Here is a 16443-nt window from a genome sequence, read left to right as displayed (position 1 = left end):
ATATCATGTATCTTGAAGCATTTCCAGAGGAACTCCAGGAGTACTACAGAAAGCTCTTTGGGGAAGAAGCTGAGATAATAATGCAGAAGCTGAGAGAACCTGTCGAAAAATACTACATAAGGGTTAATACCGTTAAGATCAGCAGAGACAAATTGATTGATGAGCTTAAAAGAGAAGGTCTTAAGCCTAAGAGAAGCCCATACCTTGATGAGGGCATTTATTTTGACAGAGAGGGTCCAAATTTTCCTGATGATTACAATCCCAAGCTTCCCACTGTTGTTGCGAACAAATATGCAGCTGAAAGTGTGTATCAAGGTGCCATGCTCTACGCTCCCGGTGTTCTCAAGGCAGATAAGAGTATTAAAGAAGGTGATGAAGTCCAAATAAGGGACCCGAAGGGCCTTTTGGTTGGAATTGGAACAGCAAAGATGAGTGCAAAGGAAATGATAAAAGCCACAAGAGGGATTGCCGTTGAAGTCACTCTGCCGAAGTTCAAGCTTCCAAGCCTGAGTGAGCTTAAAAGCTTTGAGAAAGGTTACTTTTACCCTCAAAGCCTGCCTTCTATGGTAACTGCGAGAATTCTTGAACCTAATGAGGAGGATTTAATCATTGATATGGCAGCTGCTCCTGGGGGCAAAACTACTCACTTAGCTCAGCTCATGCAGAACAGGGGGGAGATAATAGCAATTGATAAGTCCAAAAACAGACTCAAGAAAATGGAGGAAACCTTAAAGCGATTGGGGGTTAAAAATGTTAAATTAGCTCATATGGACTCAAGGAATCTGCCGGAGCTTGGCATAAAAGCGGACAAGATTCTGCTCGATGCTCCGTGCACAGCTTTGGGAGTTCGACCTAAGCTTTGGGAGAGCAGAACGCCGAAGGACATCATCGCAACAGCCCGCTATCAGAGGCACTTTATAAATGCTGCAATAAAGAGCTTGAGGAAGGGTGGGATTTTGGTGTACTCAACATGCACACTCAGCTATGAAGAAAATGAGGGAAATGTTAAATACATGATCAAAAAGGGGTTGAGGCTTGAAAAACAATCGTTCTTCATAGGTTCTCCGGGAATAGGGCTTAAAGAAGTGCAGCGATTTTATCCCCACAAACACCTGACGCAGGGCTTCTTTATAGCAAAGCTGAGGAAGGTGAGAGAATGAAGAAAAAAAGAATTCCAATGATAATCATTGGAGTTCTGCTGATATTTGCTCTCATCTGGTGGGCAGGGATAGATGAGACAATGGAAATTATAGCGAGTGCTAAAATTAACTATCTTCTCTTGGCATTAACAATGCAGCTGTTTGCAACGCTTGCTTGGGCACTTAGATGGCAAGTTTTTCTAAAGAGGGCTGGAGTTAAGATAGGATTCTGGAGCATAATGGTGGCGACCTTCATAGGGGTGTTTTTTAACAACATAACCCCGGGAGCGAGAGCTGGTGGAGAACCTGCAAGAATGGTCGTCGTAAGCAAAACCTCTCGATCAAAAAGCACCTATGGGCAGGTTTTTGCAACCATAATGGCAGATAGAATTCTTGATGTCATCCCTGTTATGGTGTTTACGTTTATCGCTTTTAAGTATGCCTTAATCTTGAAGATACACATCCTGCTTTTGGTTCTTTCTGTATCAACAGTGGCATTGGTATCAATTTTGGTGATCTCTATACTTCTATCATTTAATGAAAGGCTTGCAATGAGATTTCTCAAAGCAATTATAATGCTTTTGAAAAGGGTTTTTCCTAAGAAGTTTGAGGGAATTGAGGAAAAGCTTGAGGAGAAACTTAAAAAATCAATATTTGAATTCAGGAAAACGTTAAAAGAACTGTCAACGGATAAATCAGTTCTAATGAAAACGCTGTTTTATTCATTTGCCCTGTGGGTATTTATGCTTCTCAGGACATATTTTGTATTTAGAAGCATAGATTATCCCCTTGAGCTTTACAAGATTCTGATGGTTCAGATGGCTGGGATAGCGCTGGGAATGGTGAGCATCCTTCCCGGAGGTATCGGCATAACGGAAGCCGTAAATTCGGCACTCTATTTAAGCTTGAGCATAGACAAGAGCTTAGCTGTTACAGCAACGGTCATAGATAGGTTTGTTTCCTTCTGGCTTCCAAGTATAGTGGGGGGAGCTTTGAGCGTTTATCTGGGTGTTAAAAGTGGAGGGATTAAGGAAAAATATTGATGTGTTAGCTTGCCCCCGCTGCAAAGATGGTCTGGAGCTTAAGGAAAACTATTTATTCTGTAAGCGCTGTAATTTAAAATACCCTGTCATTGATGGTATTCCCCAACTTGTGGTGAGTGTTGATGAAGTTTGGTGTAGTGGCGAGAAGAGATAAGGAAGCTGCTCTGAAGCTTGCGTATAGAGTTTATGATTTTCTTAAGGTTAGCGGATTTGAAGTCTTCGTTGATGAGGAGACATATCAGCATTTTCCTCACTTTAATGTAGAAGACGTCGTAAAACTTGAGGACATGGACGTGGATTTTATAATTGCAATTGGAGGGGATGGAACGATACTGAGAATTGAACACCGCACCAAGAAGGACATCCCAATCCTTGGGATCAATATGGGGACACTGGGATTCTTAACGGAAGTTGAGCCCAATGAGGCATTTTTTGCAATTAATAAGCTCATTGAGGGGGATTACCACATTGACGAGAGAATAAAGCTGAGGACGTATCTAAATGGAGAAAATACGGTCCCCGATGCTCTGAATGAAGTGGCTATTTTAACAGGAGTCCCTGGTAAAATAGTGCATTTGAAGTATTACGTTGATGAGGGATTGGCTGATGAGGTTCGTTCTGATGGTCTCATAATTTCAACTCCCACGGGCTCAACGGGGTATGCTATGTCTGCAGGTGGTCCTTTCTTAGATCCAAGAATTGATGGTGTTGTTATAGCACCTCTTGCCCCCATAGCTCTGAGCTCTCGTCCGATGGTTGTTCCCGCAACATCTAAGATTGATGTAAGAATCTTAACTTTGACAAGAAGCGTGATACTGGCAATAGACGGTCAGTTTTACACATATCTCACTCCAGATATTGAAATAACAATAAAAAAATCCCCAAGGAAGACAAAATTTATACGATTTTCTGAAGAGATTTATCCAAAATACACTCTCAAAATTAAGAAAAAGTTTTGAGGATCTCTACAGGGGGTTAAACTCCCTTTTCAGAAGTGCAACCTGGGACTTCTCCAGTGCTGTTGGGTCGGCGAATATTATAAGAGTCGCACCCCGTGTCATTAGATGATCTTTTAAGGTCACAAGGAACTTAAAAACGCTTTTAAAGCCATTGTAAAGAATAAGGTACTCCAAACAGTCAACAACAATAGTAGCACCATTGTTTTCAGAAGCAAATCTAATGGCGATATCTTGCAGAACGTGAAGGGCAGTGGGAGAGACTCCCTTAGAGTCTGCTGTTGTTATCCATATTTTTTTGATGTTTTCATTCCCATAAAGGTTTGGATAACGTGTAAAGAGTAGCACTGGTCCATCAATATTTTGAAGGAACTCAACAACATCCTGAAGAGTATTCGAAGATAACACGACATATGATGCCCCAGGTTTTCTCTTTTCTTCTGCATGTGAAATTGAAGTGAGGGGGATGTAGTACCTTTCCAAGTTGAGCATTAACGAAATGAACACCCAAATTACTCCCCCTATTGAAACGACATGAGTTATGAGGTGAATTTCATATGCAAAAGGTATTGGAACAAACAGAACCAGCACATCAATAAGCCTGCCGAATGCTCCAATTCCTGAAAAAATTGCTGCCAGAAGCATTAGCTTCCTGAGGTTCTTTGGGTATTTCATGATTCGAATGCTGATAAAGATGGTTAAGAAAAGGATCATTAAGAACAGGAAAAGCCTGTAAAAGAGAACAATTGCACCTACCATATTACCTCAACCTCATCCGTTCTAAATCTCTGATTAACAATTGTGTCTTCAATTTTAAATCTTACGCCAGCTTTGTACATCAACAGACCAGTATATGCTATCATTGCACCATTATCACGACACAAATCATAAGGCGGAACGAAGAACTTAACCCCTCTATCCTCAGCCATTATCTTTAACATTTCCCTCAGGCGATTGTTTGCCGCAACACCGCCAACCAGAACAACCTCTTCCTTTTCTGTGTGTGCCACAGCCCTTTCGGTGACTTCAACCAGTGCAGCGAATGCGGTCTCTTGAAAGGAATATGCTATGTCCTCTATTCTGTATTTTCCGCTCTTGAACTTTCTAACAGCTTCGGTTAAAAGACCCGAAAAGCTCAGATCCATGCCCTTGACGGCGTAGGGAAGTTCAATGTATCTTTCTCCTTTTTGAGCGAGCTTTTCAATTTTAGGTCCACCCGGAAAGCCCAGCCCGAGCTCTCTTGCAAAAGTATCCAGGGCGTTTCCAATCCCAATGTCCAAGGTCTCTCCAAAGACCCTGTATCTTCCGCCTTCGAGGGCTAAAACCTGAGTGTTCCCACCGCTTACGTATAAGCCCACTGGATCTTTAACTCCAAACATCTTTGTTATCTCAACATGTGCGATGCAGTGGTTTACTCCAACAATCGGCTTGCTGTACTTTATCGCCAAAGCTCTTGCTGCGGTTGCAACAACCCTTAAGCATGGTCCCAATCCAGGGCCTTGGGAAAAGGCTATGACATCTACATCCTCAATAGAAATCCCAGCCTTTTGAAGGGCTTTTTTTAAGAGCGGCTTCATGAGCTTTGCATGGTGCTCAGCAGCCTCTTTGGGATGGATGCCCCCTTTTTCAGTTGTTAGCGTATGGAATACGTTTGCTAAAACCTCATTTTCAGTAACTATACCTATGCCAAGAGTATGAGCCGTTCCTTCAATTCCAAGGGCGATCATTGGTGTAAAGTGGTAATTGGAGATTAAAAATCTTATGCCGTTTTTGCAGTTGGAAGCACGAAAATACTCGCTCGTGGTAATAAGGTTATATTTTTTGTCTTCAGTCGGAGCAGAAGGTATTTATATGACCTGGTAATTATTAAGCTGTGAGTAATGTCTTAGGAGTGGTGAGATGATATGGAGAAGGTCAGTACAATAGACATTAAGAATGTACTTGAGATGATGATTCCAAGGGATACCATTTTGATTAAATATTCGAGCTATTCACATCCTGGAATCATTTTCTGCAGCTTTGTGAAAAGCTTAAGGGAGCAGTATGGGGACAGAATTGGGATAATTATAGTTGACACACTTGATAATCTGAGCATAATCCGATACCAGGCTGAGGCATTTGGTATAGACTTCGAGGAGCTCTTAAACGATGTAGCAGTTTTAAAAATTGGCGGCTCGATAGATATTAGCAACGTGAAAGAGAGGCTCAAAATAAGCACTTCCTATCTGATCCACAGGGAGAAGTTTAGGGAAAAGATCGACGCACTCATGAAAGATTTTCAAGATAGAGAGTTTGTTGTAAAGATAACCTTTGGGTTCGACAAGTTCCTGATGTTACTCGATGAGAGGGAGAGGCTCCTCCAGATACACGACTTAGTGAGATACCTCACGACAAAACCTTTTGACATCAGGGACATAATCTGTATAAACACTGACCTCTGGAAGCATCTCAAGCCCTATGTTCCAGAATACTTTGAAGAGGCAGTTCTCTTCATAGGAGAAGTTGTCGATCCACATCATGTGAAAATCTTGAAGACTATTATCCCGGATTTCAAAGGAAAGGTGGTCGAGTTTTAAGGGTGGAGCTCATGGAGACAGTTCAGGAGATAAAGATTAGGGATGTGCTTAAATTTTTTGTGCCAAGGAGCAGTGGAATAGTTTTCTATGATTCGAGGGTTCATCAGGATTCATTCTTTTTAGATTTTTAAAAGCTCTACTCTCTGGAGGATTCTCTGTCCTACTTTTGGATTATTTTGACACCTTATCTTTGATGAAGTATCAGGCAGAAATCCTTGATTCGGAAATACCTGAAGGGCTGAAAGTTGTGAAGATAGGTGGGGAAATTGAAGTTGGAGAGATAGTGAAGAGAATGTCCCCCTCAAGGACATACCAGATTGATCTAAGAAAAGTGTGTGAAACGATTAACAGTGTTGTTGCTTCAGAGGAAAAAGGGGTTTTTGTTATTCCCGTGGGAATTGAAAAATACCTCGCACTACTTGAGCTGCATGAGCGCATCCGGGCGGCTCTCTTCTTAACGAAATGTGTAACCCTTAGTCATGAGAATATGAGAAAGGTGTGGTTTGTGAACAGGGAAGTATGGCATGAGCTTAGACCATTTGTGCCTGGATTTATTGAAGAGTCAATGCTCTTTATAGCCGAAATCATCGGACAGAAAAGGGTGAGAATTAAGAAGACAATATATCCCGAGCTGCTTGGAGTGGATGTTGTTTTTGACATTTAAGCCCTGTATATTTTCTCCTCAAATGTAACGAAGTCCGTCCATGCTGCATGTGCAAGGAACTTTGCTTTCAAGTTTGGCTTTCCGTTTTTGAAAGCCCCCTCATCGTAGCTCCAGCCAACGACTTCACCGACAAACCAGGTATGATCTCCGTAGTCCCTTGCATCAATTACTTTACACTCAATGTTTGCCAATGCTTCCTTTATACTTGGTGTTTCTATTTTCGTTGAGGGAACCAAGGTAATGCTCATCTCCTTAAGCTTTGATGGACCGCTCTTTGTTCCGGCTATCCAGACATCTTTAAGCATATCCAGGCTTGGAACGCTTACAACGAACTCCTTATACCTGCTGATTAACCTGTGGGTGTATCTCTTCGGTGAAACAGCAACCCCGACCATGAATGGCTCATGTGAGAGTATAGTTACCCAGTCAGCTGCCATAACGTTTGCCTCTTCGCCATGACCTGAGACTATCAGATATGTTCTCATGGGGTACAGCAATCTGTAGGCATCCATTCCCATCACCGGGTATAGGTTGGCAAAGGGGTGTATTAAACTTTTTCCCTTAAGCTGAGCCAGTAGAGTGCTTTTGCTGCTCTTTCAGGCGTTGGAAAGTTCTTAATGCCTTTTTCTGCCAGAAGTTTAACTCCGTCCTTAACGAGCTCTCCAGCCATGAAATTCGCTATTATTGGCTTTTCGCATTTTGCATCAATTATGGCTTTTGCTATTTCTTCACTTGGGATAAAAATAGGGGGAACACAGATTACAAGCAGGGCATCAACGTTTTCATCTTTTCCAACGATCTCGATTGTTCTCTTGTATCTCTCATAATCGGCATCTGCAATCAGGTCTATGGGATTCTTAATGGAACACTGGGGAGGTAAAAATTCTCTGAGGGCTTTTATAGTTTTCTCGCTGAGCTGGGCAATCTCTAAACCCAGGCTCTCGGCTTTGTCCGTTGCCAAAACTCCAGGTCCGCCGGAGTTCGTTATAATCGCTATTCTTCTTCCAGCTTTGTCGTACATCTCAAAGACCTTAGCAGCGTCAAAAAGCTCCTCCATCTCCTCAACTTCAATTGCACCGAACTGGTTGAATGCCGCTTTGTATATTTCATAGCTGCCAGCCAACGAACCCGTGTGGCTCTGAGCAGCTCTTGAACCACTCTTGCTTTTTCCGGCTTTTAAGATAATCACGGGCTTCTTGGATGTAGCATACTTCAAAGCATCAATGAACTTTCTTCCATCTTTGACCCCCTCAATGTACAGGGATATTACTTTAGTGTTCTTATCGTCTGCAAAGTATCTCAGGAAATCACTTTCCGTTAAATCTGCGGCGTTTCCATATGATACAAATGCGGAAAATCCAATTCCCTCCTCATTCCCCATTGCTAAAGCTGCTCCAGCAAAGGCTCCGCTCTGGGAGATTAAAGCTAAGCCTCCTTTTTTAACTCTAACTTCAAATGAACCGAAGAATTTAGCATGGACTCCAAAGATTCCAGCGCAGTTAGGCCCAATAATTCTAACTCCCTTCTCCCTCGCTTTTTCAACAAGTTTTCTCTCAAGTTCAACATTTCCAATCTCGCTGAAACCGGCAGAGATAACGACAGCACCCCTAATTTTATCTCCAATTTCCTCAATTAATCCAGGAACAAGCTTTGCGGGAATCGCTATTATCGCCACATCTGTCTTTTCATCAAGCCTCTTCTTTATTTCGAATCTCTTCCCTGAAACCTCAACTTCCCCTCCCCTTGGATTGATGGGAGTTATTTTTCCTCCAAAACCCCCCTCCACTATATTTCTCAGAATTTCATATGCTATTGCTCCATTTCTGAAAGAGCCAAATATCGCAACGGAGGAAGGGTAAAAGAAGAAATCTAAATCCATTAATTCACCTCCTGCGTTTTCTCAGAAGCAGCGGAAATAGTGTCAATCCCACGATAACTCCTGGACCGCAGATCTTCTTTTCTTCAAACACCATATTTACAATTGTGTTGTCTGTTTTTCCGTAAATCATCTGAACGCCCTGGTCTTTGGGGGCTTTAATGTTCACTTTATCAAATCTGAATGGCAACCTAATTGTGATGTTCCACACCTTCTTTGTGAGGGTCTCCTTATACTGGAGCATTGGCTTTGCTTCTCCTGAAAATGTTACACCGTTTTCCGTGCTTTTTATATCGAATTTGATTAAGTCCATGCTCATGTTAAACTCATCAATGAGCTTTGCAATGTGATATTGCTCCGGCTTCATCCCAGTAATGCTCCCATTAAATGTCACAGTTCCAGCAAAGGGATCATATCTCAGATTTATGACTTTGGTGCTGTTGTCTAAAAACTCCTTAAACGGTATTATTTTGGTTTTCTTTGCTCTCTCTTTTTGGAACACTGTTTCGTTAAATGTGAGCGCAATTATGGGGAGATAGTCGCCATTCTCCCAAACTGCGACATTCTCGGTCATCTCCTTTGGTACTGGGGCAAGGTTAATGATGTAAGCATTTTTCGGGAATATTATTGTGAGCCTCTTCCAGTGATATGAAAGAACTTTATTTTTAAAAATGAACCTCATTGGGCCATAAACAGCGCTTTTTAGGGTTCCGTTTTTTAAAGTTAGATAGTTGTATATTTTAAAGTTCAGTGTAGTAGTCCAATTTGGATGAAGCTCAATAAATCCTGTTTGGGGGGTTATGATGACTGTTTTGTTTGTCTGTGACTGTATGAATTCCTGAAGATTTAGGAATATCAAAGAGAATACCATATCATGAAACTCTTTTTGGGCTTTTTGAGGATCATTCTTCTGAAGATTGTTCAGATAAGAAAGCAGATACGGATCTATAAGCTTAGCTGTCATCTTGACAGAAGCAGTTCCACTTTCAGTAATTGTCATAAAAATTTGAATGTCAAAGATTTGCTGAGGCGGATATGCAACTGCCTGATTTATTAGACCTAATGAAAAGAAGAATATCAACAATATGGCACCTGCTTTGATTCTCTCACTCATTTTCTCACCTCCCTAAACTTTTTGTAAGTGGATACAAAAATTTATTGGTGCAAGTGTTGAAGTGATGAGCATGAGGAAGTACAAGAAAGTTGTAGTCGGTGGGACTTTCGATAGACTGCATTTGGGGCATAAAGCTTTACTTAGGAAAGCCTTTGAAGTTGGAAAATATGTCTACATTGGTTTGACATCTGATGAAATGATTAAAAACAAGCCCTATGCCGAAAAAATTCTTCCCTATGAGCTTCGGCTGAAGGATTTAATTAAATTTTTTGAAGTTAATGGATATAAGAATTATCGCATAATAAAAATTCACAATGCAATAGGTTTTGCTGATAGATTAAAGGGCTTGGAGGCTATCGTTGTCAGTGAAGAAACATATAAAGGCGCCCTGATAGTTAATAAAGCGAGAGAGGAAAAAGGTCTAAAACCCTTGAAAATTGTAAAAATAGGGATAATTAAGAGTAAATTGGGGTGTAAAATAAGCTCATCTCTAATAAGAGCTGGTCTCATAGATCCATTTGGGAACCCCAAGAGGTGATAAAATGAGAGTTGTAACAGTTGGTGCTGGTCTCGGAGGTTTATTGACCTCAGCATTTTTGGCAAAGGCTGGTCATGAAGTAGTAGTTCTGGAGAAGGCATCTTTTATTGGGGGCAGATTCACGAATTTGAGATACAAGGATTTTCAGCTCTCAACTGGCGCTCTGCACATGATTCCTCACGGTGAAGACGGACCGTTAGCTCATCTCCTCAAGCTCCTCAATGCCAATGTGAAGATAGTTAACTCAAACCCAAAAGGGAAATTCTTCATTGATGGAACGCTCTATCACTACAGAGAAGGATGGAAGTATCTCAGCTTTAAGGAGAAAGCCAGGGCAATGAAGCTTTTGGCAGAAATAAAAGCAAACCGTCTGCCAAAAGGTGAAGATGCCCAGATGAATGCTTGGGAATGGCTGACCGATAAAATTGGGGAAAATGAATTTGCTTATCTCTTCATAAAGAGCTTTCTCGGCTGGGCTGTGAGCTTGACCCCTGAGGAAATTCCAGCCATCGAATTTGCCAGGGAAATTAAAGCTACGCTTAAGTGGGGAGGGCCAGGACTAATAAAGGGTGGATGCAAAGCTGTGACAGATGAGTTAGCGAGGATTGTTAGAGAAAACGGCGGAGAAATAATAACGAGAAAAAAGGTTGTTGAGGCTGAAGAGGGAAAAGTTTTCACAGCAGATGGTGAAGAGTACTCTTATGACATCTTAATTTCGAACATTGGGATTAAAGAGACTGTTGAGCTCTTTGGAAGAGAGAACTTTGATAAGGAATATCTCAAAAAACTCGATTCTTTAATACCTGCTGAGGGAATCAAAATTAACATTGCGCTAAAAGGAAAGCCAAGAATCGGAAATACAGTGGTGTTCACCCTTGACACAAAGAGAATTAACGGCTACAACGAGCCTTCAGCCTTGAGTCCGGAATTAGCTAAGGAAGGCTACACCCTGATTATGGCACATCAAGCGCTGAGGAGCAGAAACATAAAGAAGGAGCAGAGATTGGGCGTTGAAGACTTATATTACCTGTTCCCTGAACTTGATAAAAATGGAGAGATTCTGCTCATACAGACCTATCTTGACGGAAACCCCGTCAACAGAGTAGCCTCAGGACAGCATTTGGACTTTCCGATGGAGAACGTTTACATTGTTGGAGACGCCAACAAGGGGGAGGGTGGAATAGAGGTCGAAGGAATTGCCCTTGGAGTTATGAAAGTTCTTCAGGAGCTTGGAGTTGGGAGGTTTGATGAGTGGTACCTCTGAGCTTTCTTACCTTTGTAAAGCTTTCTGCGGATTTTCCGAACTTTTTTCTGAATAAAACATTTTATTACTAAGAAAGCCTTTTATCAAATATTTGTGAAAGTCAATTCAGAGGTGAGGGAACATGAGGAAGAGGGTTGTCATTGCCTTGGGCGGAAACGCTATTCTTCAGAGGGGTCAAAAGGGAACTTATGAAGAACAAATGGAAAATGTAAGAAAAACTGCAAAGCAGATTGTTGATATAATTCTTGACAACAATTATGAGGTTGTAATCACTCATGGAAACGGTCCTCAGGTTGGGGCTTTGCTTCTCCACATGGATGCTGGGCAACAACTGTATGGAATTCCGGCTCAGCCAATGGATGTTGCTGGGGCAATGACTCAGGGGCAGATAGGTTATATGATACAACAGGCTATAACCAACGAGCTTAAGCGGAGAGGGATTTACAAGCCTGTTGCAACAGTTGTAACCCAGGTTTTGGTTGATAAAAACGATCCGGCTTTCCAAAACCCCTCTAAGCCAGTTGGACCATTCTACGATGAGGAAACAGCAAAAAGGCTCGCCAAAGAGAAAGGGTGGGTTGTTGTGGAAGACGCTGGCAGAGGATGGCGTAGAGTTGTTCCATCCCCCGACCCAAAGGATATAATTGAGAAGGACATAATCAGGGATTTAGTTGAGAAGGGCTTCATTGTCATAGCGTCGGGTGGTGGGGGGATTCCGGTTATAGAGGAAAATGGGCAGCTTAAAGGCGTTGAGGCTGTCATTGATAAGGATCTGGCTGGAGAAAAGCTGGCTGAGGTTGTTAATGCTGACATCTTCATGATTCTCACTGATGTAAATGGAGCTGCAATAAATTATGGAAAGCCGAATGAAAGGTGGCTTCACAAAGTTACTGTGGATGAGCTCAAAAAGTATTATGAAGAGGGGCACTTTAAGAAAGGCAGCATGGGGCCTAAGGTCTTAGCAGCGATAAGATTTGTGGAATGGGGTGGGGAGAGAGCGGTCATTGCTGCACTTGATAGAGCTGTTAAGGCACTGGAAGGCAAAACTGGAACCCAAGTAATCAAAATGTGATCTCTTTGGAGTTTTTAACTTTTTAGAACACTATTTCTGCCCATCTTTTGACAATAGAAAGCTCAGAATAAATAATGTAAAACAAACATTACTCTGGCAGTTTTGAATTAACTCAAATTTATGAGCTCCTTATTTAGAGCCAAAAAGTTTTTATTTACTTCTTACTTTTTCACATAGCGAGGCTTAAATAAGGGTGAGAGAATGAGTAACTATTCTAAAATTGGGGAAGGGGAAGATACCATGCAAGTAAAAGTAGACCCAGAAGAAATTAAGAGGATAAAAGCAGAGATTGAAGCTCTTGAAAAGGAGAAAGGAGAAATTCAAGCTAAGCTTGAGGAGCTTCAGAAGGAGTTGAATATCTGGATACAGAAGAGAGATGAGAAGAACAATGAGGTTAAGCAACTCAGACAAAAAGCAAGAGAATATAAGCAGAAAAGAGATGAGGTGAATAAACAAATACAGGAGCTCAAAAAGAATAGGGAAGACATCAATGCAAAGCTTGACCTTCTCTATCAAGAGATCCTTGAATATAGAACCAAGAGAGATGAATATAATCAGCTGAGAAGGCTTAGGATGCCTAAAGAAAAGATTGAGGAGAGAATTGACAAGCTTGAATGGGAGTTGCAGACCAATCCCAACATAACTCCCGAGAGAGAGAAGCAGATTGTTGATCAGATTCAGGTTTTGGCGACGGAGCTTGAGATAATCCAGCAGGCTGAAAGATTCCATCAGAAGCTCCAAGAAACCAGGAAAAAAGTTGAAAGTTTGAAGAAGGCAAGAAGAGCTATAAGTTTGGAAATCCAAAAGCTCGCAAACCAGAGCCAGCAGTTCCATGAGCAGATGATCAAAGCATACCAGCAGGCAGACGAGATAAAGAAGGAGGCCGATGAATATCACCAGAAAGTCGTTGAGCTTAGGGAGAAGATTAGGGAAGTAAGGAGACAGCTCCGTGAGATTGAGAGGAAGATAATGGAATATGATGAAAAGCACAAGGAGTTAATTGCTTACAAACTCGTTGCAAGGATGAGGGCAAAGAGGGACGCAACATTTGAAAAAGCCGTTGAAGCATTGGAGAAGTTCAAGCGCGGTGAGAAGCTTACGCTTGATGAAATTCTGCTGTTGCAGAGATACAACTTGGTGTGATTCATGGAGATACTCAAACACGAAGGCCCTGGAAGACTGGGGTTAGTTAGGTTAAAGGATAAATCTTTTAGAACACCCGCTTTGGTGAATGTAGACTTTACCCTATCTCCCTTCAATTCCTACTTCTATCCAAAGGATTTTTCTGAGTATGATTTTAATTTGGCCCCTTCCATACCGATAAGCTTCTACACGCCGAGCGAAATTGTGGAAAAAGCGTTTTCTCGACTAATTGGAGTTGACTACTCAAACTTCAACGCTTTTTATCTCCCAGCGATTAGAGATGTTGGAAGACTTGAGAGGTTTTTGGATAAAATTCTATCTAACAACAGCTTTGACGCCCTCTATCTTGGCAATTCAAAGGTCTTGGTTAAAGACTACCGCAGGTTTGTGCAGACCTTGAGGATGATTAGGGAAAAAGACCCCAATTTAATGATAATCACCGATCTGGAGCCTTTCTTTTATCCTTTGGCCGTTTATCTTGGCGTTGATGCATTTGATACTCGCTCTCTAAAGCTGTATGATTTTCACAAAAAAGCTTTCACCATGTATTCACCTCTTCTCTGGGATGAGGGAGGGAACTCTCTGGAGTTTGCTGAAAAAGTTGTCTCCCTCGTGAGAAAAGCCCTTGAAGAGGGCAAGCTGAGGTATTTAGTTGAGAACTTCTTCTACACCCAGAGCCATGCGGGAATCTTGAGGATAGCTGATAAGGAGCATGGCGACTATCTTGAAAAGTACACGCCAATTCAGAAAGATACTGTCTATTTCATCAGTGATGCTTCCCAAAACAGATCCGAAGTTAAAAGGTGGCACCAGAGAGTAATAGAAAGGTTTGTTCCACCAAAAGCCGAGCTTCTGCTTTTGTTTCCATGCTCGGCTAAAAAGCCTTATTCGAGATCAAGGAGCCACATCCTCTACAGAAAAGCTCTGCAGGAAGCTTTGGGCTCTGGGATTTATAAGGCTCACGAGCTCATCTTAACATCTCCTTTTGGTGTTGTTCCAAGGGAGTGGGAGTGGCTGGCTAAGTACGACATAGTTGTAACTGGGCACTGGAGTGAGGAGGAGATAAGTTCGGCAGCAGAGCTTTTAGCGAAAACCCTTGAGAAGTATCCAGATATCCCAATAGTTGCCCACCTTGATGAGGCTTATGTTGAAATTGCAAAAAGAGCAAGCGAAATGAGCGGAAAGGAAATAATCTTTGTCCCCGTTAAAAATGGCACAACGTCAAGAGAAAGCATAGCTGCTTTGAAGAAAACCCTTGAAGAACTCGGCTTAGATTTAAAGGCTGGAAAAGAGGACAGAACTTATCGCTTCTATGAGAACATCAGGAAAATCTTTGACTTCTACTTCGGTATTGGAGCTGGGCATGCTGTTCTCCCAGATGATGCCAGAATTAAGGGCTCAAGGATGCTGAGGATTTTTGTTGATGGCAAGCAAACCGGAACTTTCCAAGATGGTGTGATAAGCGTAACTCCTTACGGAATGCAGCGCATTTATGAGGCAACAAAGAGCTATTACGTTAGGATTGACTTCGATTTGAGGGGAGACGTATTTGCTGTGGGTGTGAATGATGCCGATAGCAAAATAAGACCGGAGGATTTGGTTGCCGTTGTGAGAGATGAACAGGTTGTTGCCGTTGGAAAAGCCCTCCTAAGCGGGGAAGAGATGGTTAAAGCTAAGCGTGGAGTTGCCGTGAAAGTTAAGAAGAGGGCTTAAAATAAATTAAAAGATTGAGCTAAGGATTTACACGCTTCTTATCTTGGGAACATTGAGGATTTTTAGCAATTTAACTGGAATTACAGTGAGCCTGAACCGTCCTCCATAGCCGATATCAAGTTTCTTGTGATATACCACATAGCTTCCAAATTTCAGAAGGATGTCGTGCTCTCCGCTGGGGACTTCATCTTTAAATGGTGTTCTCCCAACGTAGCTTCCGTCAATATACACGTCCAATGCAATGGTGGAATTGATAATCAGCAGGGTAGTGTTTGGAAGATAATAGTTGATTTTCTTTGTTTTTGGAACTTGTACCTTTACTTCCTCCCCATTCACGGTTAAGGCGGACCTGAGAATATTGAAGTTTACCCTTATGCTGTAGCTCTGGTTGGGTTTTAGCTCCAGCCATCCCTCAAGGAAGGGATAGCCATTGTGACCCATGGAAACCTTGTAGGCATGGAGTTCTGGGATATAGGGGATTACTGTGGTAGTGAGATTTCCGAGTTCAAAGTCATAGTGGACTATGCTAACATTTCGCTGTGGTTCCATTACCACAGGAACTAAAACATCAAAAGGAGTAAACCATTCTCCAAACCGGTGAAAGTCGAAGATGTAGACAGTGGCATTTTCAGGTTGACTATCTATGGAGAGAAGGGAGTGGGAGACTATGAAGCTTGCCTTGCGGTAGGGGAAGCCCCTTGCCATTGCGCTATCATTGTCGAAGTAGAATATCATTTCCATCATTTTGCAGCCTTTTCTTCCTCTATATTCCTCGACTGAAGGCGTACTGTTGAGGAAGAGCTGGTAGTAAGGATCTTTATCGTCGTATTTGTAGATGACCATTGGAGGATTCTTTGGTCCGAACATTATTATTCCGCCGCACACTTCCTCATCCCAGAAGGGAGCGGCAATTGGGGGTACATACTCGTCTTCCTTTGTCGGTACAGTTGAATTGAAGCCGTATTCTACGGTTATATTCTTAAAAGGACCTTTCACTGCCAAATCTATCCTTCCAAAGTAAACAGCTATTTTAACAAACCTTTCATTCTCGGGTGGAACTAAATTGTATAGAACGGTATAGTTGCCGCTGGAAATTCTTATAATCCAGTTTTTTGCAGGCAGCTCAATTAATGCTGGAGTTTTAAACGTTTTGTTAATGCCCTCAATGATAATGGTTGCATTACTTGGTCTGGAGTCTATCTGGAGCACTATGTTCTCATTACCGAAGGCACTTACACTGGAAAATGCAGATATTGTGAGCAGAAACATTATTAATGCTGTAAACACATGCTCTTTTCGGAACATTTAGACCACCATAAGATGAGTTCGCTTTATAATTTATAAA

17 protein-coding genes are annotated in these 16443 nt (G+C 41.9%); 11 read left to right on the top strand and 6 right to left on the bottom strand.

All coding sequences use genetic code 11. The annotated features are described in order from the left end of the window. The first annotated feature begins 5 nt into the window (after nt 1-5). Genes VFC49_RS07345 through VFC49_RS07330 form a run of 4 tightly spaced genes read left to right on the top strand, consistent with a single transcriptional unit; the run spans nt 6 to nt 3141 of the window. Nucleotides 6-1160: an RsmB/NOP family class I SAM-dependent RNA methyltransferase gene (locus tag VFC49_RS07345; protein WP_324735000.1), complete on the top strand. Its 1155-nt coding sequence runs from the start codon at nt 6-8 to the stop codon at nt 1158-1160. After that, nucleotides 1157-2182, top strand: coding sequence for a lysylphosphatidylglycerol synthase transmembrane domain-containing protein (locus tag VFC49_RS07340; protein ID WP_324734999.1), 1026 nt, complete (start codon nt 1157-1159; stop codon nt 2180-2182). Before VFC49_RS07345 ends, VFC49_RS07340 begins: the two co-directional genes overlap by 4 nt. Then, nucleotides 2157-2336, top strand: a complete 180-nt coding sequence (locus VFC49_RS07335) for a Trm112 family protein (RefSeq protein ID WP_324734998.1) — start codon at nt 2157-2159, stop codon at nt 2334-2336. Before VFC49_RS07340 ends, VFC49_RS07335 begins: the two co-directional genes overlap by 26 nt. Further along, entirely contained in the window at nt 2305-3141 is an 837-nt protein-coding gene (locus VFC49_RS07330; protein WP_324734997.1) for an NAD(+) kinase, read from the top strand. The genes VFC49_RS07335 and VFC49_RS07330 overlap by 32 nt, the downstream gene beginning before the upstream one ends. Before the next feature lie 6 nt (nt 3142-3147). Here the strand turns inward: VFC49_RS07330 and VFC49_RS07325 are convergent, their stop codons facing one another. Both VFC49_RS07325 and VFC49_RS07320 read right to left on the bottom strand, forming a co-directional pair. Further along, complete coding sequence (locus VFC49_RS07325) at nt 3148-3897, bottom strand: DUF835 domain-containing protein (protein WP_324734996.1); 750 nt, start codon at nt 3895-3897, stop codon at nt 3148-3150. After that, nucleotides 3891-4865 carry a bifunctional N(6)-L-threonylcarbamoyladenine synthase/serine/threonine protein kinase gene (locus VFC49_RS07320; protein WP_324734995.1) on the bottom strand — a complete coding sequence of 325 codons (975 nt, stop codon included), beginning with the start codon at nt 4863-4865 and terminating at the stop codon, nt 3891-3893. The genes VFC49_RS07325 and VFC49_RS07320 overlap by 7 nt, the downstream gene beginning before the upstream one ends. Nucleotides 4866-5042: 177 nt before the next feature. Here VFC49_RS07320 and VFC49_RS07315 point away from each other — a divergent pair, with 177 nt between their 5' ends. Then, on the top strand, nt 5043-5714 hold the full coding sequence (locus VFC49_RS07315) for a DUF257 family protein (RefSeq protein ID WP_324734994.1): 672 nt from the start codon (nt 5043-5045) through the stop codon (nt 5712-5714). Between the two features lie 166 nt (nt 5715-5880). Then, a complete protein-coding gene (locus VFC49_RS07310; RefSeq protein ID WP_324734993.1) occupies nt 5881-6378 on the top strand; it encodes a DUF257 family protein in 498 nt (165 codons plus the stop codon). Here VFC49_RS07310 and VFC49_RS07305 read toward each other — a convergent pair. The 3 genes from VFC49_RS07305 to VFC49_RS07295 are packed head-to-tail and all read right to left on the bottom strand — an operon-like array spanning nt 6375 to nt 9368. After that, the gene (locus VFC49_RS07305; protein WP_324736684.1) at nt 6375-6890 is read right to left on the bottom strand and encodes a flavin reductase family protein; all 516 of its coding nucleotides are present in this window, start codon (nt 6888-6890) and stop codon (nt 6375-6377) included. The genes VFC49_RS07310 and VFC49_RS07305 overlap by 4 nt on opposite strands. A 35-nt stretch (nt 6891-6925) precedes the next feature. Further along, a complete protein-coding gene (locus VFC49_RS07300) occupies nt 6926-8257 on the bottom strand; it encodes an acetate--CoA ligase family protein (RefSeq protein WP_324734992.1) in 1332 nt (443 codons plus the stop codon). Nucleotides 8258-8261: 4 nt separating this feature from the next. Beyond that, nucleotides 8262-9368, bottom strand: coding sequence for a CGP-CTERM sorting domain-containing protein (locus VFC49_RS07295; RefSeq protein WP_324734991.1), 1107 nt, complete (start codon nt 9366-9368; stop codon nt 8262-8264). 70 nt (nt 9369-9438) lie between these two features. On the opposite strand from VFC49_RS07295, the gene coaD reads away from it, so the two are divergent. The 5 genes from coaD to arcS all read left to right on the top strand — a co-directional run bounded on the left by coaD (nt 9439) and on the right by arcS (nt 15098). Beyond that, nucleotides 9439-9906: a phosphopantetheine adenylyltransferase gene (gene coaD, locus VFC49_RS07290; RefSeq protein WP_324734990.1), complete on the top strand. Its 468-nt coding sequence runs from the start codon at nt 9439-9441 to the stop codon at nt 9904-9906. 4 nt (nt 9907-9910) lie between these two features. Beyond that, nucleotides 9911-11170 carry an NAD(P)/FAD-dependent oxidoreductase gene (locus tag VFC49_RS07285; protein WP_324734989.1) on the top strand — a complete coding sequence of 420 codons (1260 nt, stop codon included), beginning with the start codon at nt 9911-9913 and terminating at the stop codon, nt 11168-11170. A gap of 121 nt (nt 11171-11291) precedes the next feature. Then, nucleotides 11292-12242: a carbamate kinase gene (gene arcC / locus VFC49_RS07280; RefSeq protein ID WP_324734988.1), complete on the top strand. Its 951-nt coding sequence runs from the start codon at nt 11292-11294 to the stop codon at nt 12240-12242. A gap of 240 nt (nt 12243-12482) precedes the next feature. Continuing rightward, nucleotides 12483-13385 carry a coiled-coil protein gene (locus VFC49_RS07275; RefSeq protein WP_324736683.1) on the top strand — a complete coding sequence of 301 codons (903 nt, stop codon included), beginning with the start codon at nt 12483-12485 and terminating at the stop codon, nt 13383-13385. Nucleotides 13386-13388: 3 nt separating this feature from the next. After that, nucleotides 13389-15098 carry an archaeosine synthase subunit alpha gene (gene arcS, locus VFC49_RS07270; RefSeq protein WP_324734987.1) on the top strand — a complete coding sequence of 570 codons (1710 nt, stop codon included), beginning with the start codon at nt 13389-13391 and terminating at the stop codon, nt 15096-15098. Between the two features lie 27 nt (nt 15099-15125). Here arcS and VFC49_RS07265 read toward each other — a convergent pair whose 3' ends face one another. Continuing rightward, the gene (locus tag VFC49_RS07265; protein ID WP_324734986.1) at nt 15126-16403 is read right to left on the bottom strand and encodes a PEGA domain-containing protein; all 1278 of its coding nucleotides are present in this window, start codon (nt 16401-16403) and stop codon (nt 15126-15128) included. Nucleotides 16404-16443 lie beyond the last annotated feature (40 nt).

The sequence above is a fragment of the Thermococcus sp. SY098 genome (assembly GCF_035621495.1).
Classification (GTDB): Archaea; Methanobacteriota_B; Thermococci; order Thermococcales; family Thermococcaceae; genus Thermococcus_B.
The sequence above is the reverse complement of the archived record's forward strand: the minus strand, read 5'-3'. Positions and strand labels throughout refer to the sequence as shown.

Coding starts and splice junctions, on each gene's coding strand:
- coaD (WP_324734990.1), top strand. CDS start 9,439: ATGAGGAAGTACAAGAAAGTTGTAGTCGGTGGGACTTTCGATAGACTG.
- VFC49_RS07320 (WP_324734995.1), bottom strand. CDS start 4,865: ATGATCGCCCTTGGAATTGAAGGAACGGCTCATACTCTTGGCATAGGT.
- arcC (WP_324734988.1), top strand. CDS start 11,292: ATGAGGAAGAGGGTTGTCATTGCCTTGGGCGGAAACGCTATTCTTCAG.
- arcS (WP_324734987.1), top strand. CDS start 13,389: ATGGAGATACTCAAACACGAAGGCCCTGGAAGACTGGGGTTAGTTAGG.
- VFC49_RS07275 (WP_324736683.1), top strand. CDS start 12,483: ATGCAAGTAAAAGTAGACCCAGAAGAAATTAAGAGGATAAAAGCAGAG.
- VFC49_RS07325 (WP_324734996.1), bottom strand. CDS start 3,897: ATGGTAGGTGCAATTGTTCTCTTTTACAGGCTTTTCCTGTTCTTAATG.
- VFC49_RS07330 (WP_324734997.1), top strand. CDS start 2,305: ATGAAGTTTGGTGTAGTGGCGAGAAGAGATAAGGAAGCTGCTCTGAAG.
- VFC49_RS07295 (WP_324734991.1), bottom strand. CDS start 9,368: ATGAGTGAGAGAATCAAAGCAGGTGCCATATTGTTGATATTCTTCTTT.
- VFC49_RS07315 (WP_324734994.1), top strand. CDS start 5,043: ATGGAGAAGGTCAGTACAATAGACATTAAGAATGTACTTGAGATGATG.
- VFC49_RS07300 (WP_324734992.1), bottom strand. CDS start 8,257: ATGGATTTAGATTTCTTCTTTTACCCTTCCTCCGTTGCGATATTTGGC.
- VFC49_RS07265 (WP_324734986.1), bottom strand. CDS start 16,403: ATGTTCCGAAAAGAGCATGTGTTTACAGCATTAATAATGTTTCTGCTC.
- VFC49_RS07340 (WP_324734999.1), top strand. CDS start 1,157: ATGAAGAAAAAAAGAATTCCAATGATAATCATTGGAGTTCTGCTGATA.
- VFC49_RS07305 (WP_324736684.1), bottom strand. CDS start 6,890: ATGGATGCCTACAGATTGCTGTACCCCATGAGAACATATCTGATAGTC.
- VFC49_RS07345 (WP_324735000.1), top strand. CDS start 6: ATGTATCTTGAAGCATTTCCAGAGGAACTCCAGGAGTACTACAGAAAG.
- VFC49_RS07285 (WP_324734989.1), top strand. CDS start 9,911: ATGAGAGTTGTAACAGTTGGTGCTGGTCTCGGAGGTTTATTGACCTCA.